Here is a 2,943-nt window from a genome sequence, read left to right as displayed (position 1 = left end):
TGCGTCTGAGACATGGGAGCAGTGGATCCAACAAAAACGCAAAGTGATCGAGACGGTGTTCTCGGTTCTGGTTGACCACTATCGCATCACGGGGATCCGAGCCAATTCGATTATCGGATTTGAAGTGGCACTAGACGGTATATTGTTAGCTTATTCCCTGGTTACACTTGGGCTAGTTGAGCGCTAAAGCTCAACTAGCACCACGGGTTATATCGTGCATTTTATCCCATTATTCGAATGGGAAGATGGAGGGAACGAATAACAAGATCAAGCTGATGAAACGTCGGGGATACGGATACCGAAATATCCAGCGTTTTGCACTGCGGGTTCGGCTAGAAACAGCTAACATACTTTCATGACAGGTGCAAGTACATCTTTTGGTGATGAACCTATAAATTCCTAATTCCCAACCAACATACGCACCGAAAATTCGAGCGACCATAACAAAAAAAAGCTGCCCCCATCATCTTAGGGCAACTTTCTCCTTTAGCGGGTAACAATAGGCGCCGAGCCAATACGTATCCGGTGAAGCCATGAAAAAACGCTGTGGCCAGCTCTTTATTTAAACAAGCGGTCGTGGTCAATCGTTAACCCTTTTATGAACTTCTTCTTCCGTTAGGTCAAATATATGTGCAATATCGGCAATGCTCATTCCTTTTGCAATCATTTTTCGCATCATTTCTCGCTCTTTTTGCTTAGCTCCTTCACGTTTTCCCTTTTGTTCATACGAAATCAACAATTCCAACACTTGCTCTTTTTCTTTCGTTTCCATTTGATTCACCTCGTTTCGCAATCGTTGTTCTTCTTCATCCGACAATTTCACATATGTTTCAAAAAAGCCATTAACAGCCTCTGCTTTGCTTCATCCAGCTCTAAACGAACTAACATGCGTAAAAACTGTTTTTTCAATTCGATTCGTTCACTTTCAGTATAACCCATTTTGCTTAACAGTGCGGCGGCGATCGGGTTGTCAATGCGAATGTAGTTGCGCCAATTTTGTTTGCGTAGTTCGATGGTGAAAAAGCGGAAGTGAAGGATGTTGCCAAACGGAAGTTGAAGCGTAAACGAGGATGGTTCGTCGCGGATGGTATCGTAGCTGAAAACGGCAATCGGAACGACATTCGTGCGGTATTTCTCAAACAAGCGGCTGAAGTAAATGAACATCCGTTCAGGAAACGACGGCTGCACATAGCTTTGGTTTTCGATATGGACGATGATCAGCCCATCTTCCCCTTTTAATTTCGTTTCGACTAACAAATCGACGCGATACTTCTCCCCTGCCGTTACATCAGTGAACAGTTCTTCGAATAAAAAGGACAAATGCTGAAAATCAATATACTCGTACATTTCAGGGAAAAAGAGAAGGATAAACTCTTCAAAAAATGTTTGGATCAACTCTTTAAACAAACGGTCGTGGTCAACAGCCATCGGATCACCTCACAACCCATATTCATGTTCAATTCGAGATATGTCATCAGGATCGTCCTGTCGGGGGAGTTTTCAGGGGAAAAAACGGTACGATTTTATTAGAGCGGAAAGAGAGGAGAAAAGCAAAAGCCTGAAATTGAATTTTCTAAATAATAAAACAAAGAGAGTCGGTCTATGACTCTCCTTTTCTGCAAATCAAGTGAATTTTTTGGAGTGTGAAAACAACAGAACATTTGGTTTTACTCGCCCTTCATTGTGAAACAATTTGACGGTGTAGCACCCATAATCTATCTGACAAGTGGCGAACATTATAGGTCTATTTTTTGATTATTTCGTTTGTAAATGGAATGTATAAAAACCCTCTAGGTTCAATATATAACAATGAATTTTCATTCACCCGTGGTGCTAGTTGAGTGTCAGCGCTCAACCAGCCCTAGTGTGACCAAGGAATAAGCCAACAAGATGCCNGTCAAACCATTTAGCTGTTGTTTGATACAAAAATACATTTTTTCACCTCCCATCTAACTATATTATACTATACCCGTGGTGCTAGTTGAGTGTCAGCGCTCAACCAGCCCTAGTGTGACCAAGGAATAAGCCAACAAGATGCCATCGAGTGCCACTTCAAACCCGGCAATGGAATTCGCTCGAATGTCGGTGATCCGGTATTGGTCTACGAGAATCGAAAACACCGTCTCGATGACTTTGCGTTTTTTTTGATCCATTCTTCCCATGCCTTGGATGGGCCGTGCTTTTGATTGTGTCGAGACGGTGTCCAGAACNTTTTTTTGGATCCATTCTTCCCATGCCTTGGATGGGCCGTGCTTTTGATTGTGTCGAGACGGTGTCCAGAACGCGGCTTGGTGTTCTTTGTACAGCTTTTCTCGAAGAGCGTGGCTGATGTACCCTTTGTCCCCAAAGTTGTAGGGATGAGGGATTTGAGTCATCACCGTTTCAGCGGCTTTGACGTCGTGGCAGGACGCTTCCGTCACGACATAGCCCATGGCCAGCCCTTGATTGGTCACTTGAAGATGCAGCTTGAAACCGTAGTACCATTGCTTTTTGGAAGCACAATACCCCATATCCGCGATCCCTCGAAACCGCTTGACGCGCTGCATTCTTGCGGGATGGCACAACGGAAGAGGCAAGCTGTCGACGACCGCATAAGCATGGTGTTGGCCACGTTTCGCCAGCTCATGACGGATCCATTTGATGGCGAAACCAAGCGCCCGGCAGCGGCGGTTGTATCGGGAGCGTTCAAGAAACGAGCCGTTTGTGAACAAATTTCCCGTGACAAAACGATGCCAGGCTCGTTCGGAAGAAAAGCCCAGCAGCTTCCCCAAAAGGTGAACCGCCATGACCACTTCGTCTTCTTGCTTGACCAAGTGACGGTTGCGGCGATGAAGATACATTTGAATCAACGACAGTTGGGCAGAAACAAAACAGAAAATAGCGGCATATTGTTTTTGAAGTTTGGCTGGATCTGTAGTAAAATGAAAGTGCTCTTGCATGGGG

Annotated in this window: 1 protein-coding gene and 3 pseudogenes; 2 read left to right on the top strand and 2 right to left on the bottom strand. The window is 44.7% G+C overall.

Annotation, left to right across the window (positions count from 1 at the left end; genetic code table 11):
• Together DCC82_RS18320 and DCC82_RS15000 are read left to right on the top strand one after the other, a co-directional pair.
• Window positions 1-187: pseudogene (locus DCC82_RS18320) on the top strand (IS982 family transposase); the annotation flags it as partial.
• A gap of 19 nt (window positions 188-206) precedes the next feature.
• A pseudogene (locus tag DCC82_RS15000) lies at window positions 207-359 on the top strand (transposase); the annotation flags it as partial.
• 221 nt (window positions 360-580) lie between these two features.
• Here the strand turns inward: DCC82_RS15000 and DCC82_RS14995 are convergent.
• Together DCC82_RS14995 and DCC82_RS14990 are read right to left on the bottom strand one after the other, a co-directional pair.
• Window positions 581-1,428, bottom strand: a pseudogene (locus DCC82_RS14995) (Rpn family recombination-promoting nuclease/putative transposase).
• A gap of 560 nt (window positions 1,429-1,988) precedes the next feature.
• Complete coding sequence (locus DCC82_RS14990) at window positions 1,989-2,939, bottom strand: IS982 family transposase (RefSeq protein WP_108430408.1); 951 nt, start codon at window positions 2,937-2,939, stop codon at window positions 1,989-1,991.
• Window positions 2,940-2,943 lie beyond the last annotated feature (4 nt).

The organism is Geobacillus sp. LYN3 (genome assembly GCF_003064505.1).
Taxonomy (GTDB): domain Bacteria; phylum Bacillota; class Bacilli; order Bacillales; family Anoxybacillaceae; genus Parageobacillus_B; species Parageobacillus_B toebii.
Note: the sequence above shows the minus strand (reverse complement) of the source record. Positions and strands in the feature narration are given on the sequence as shown.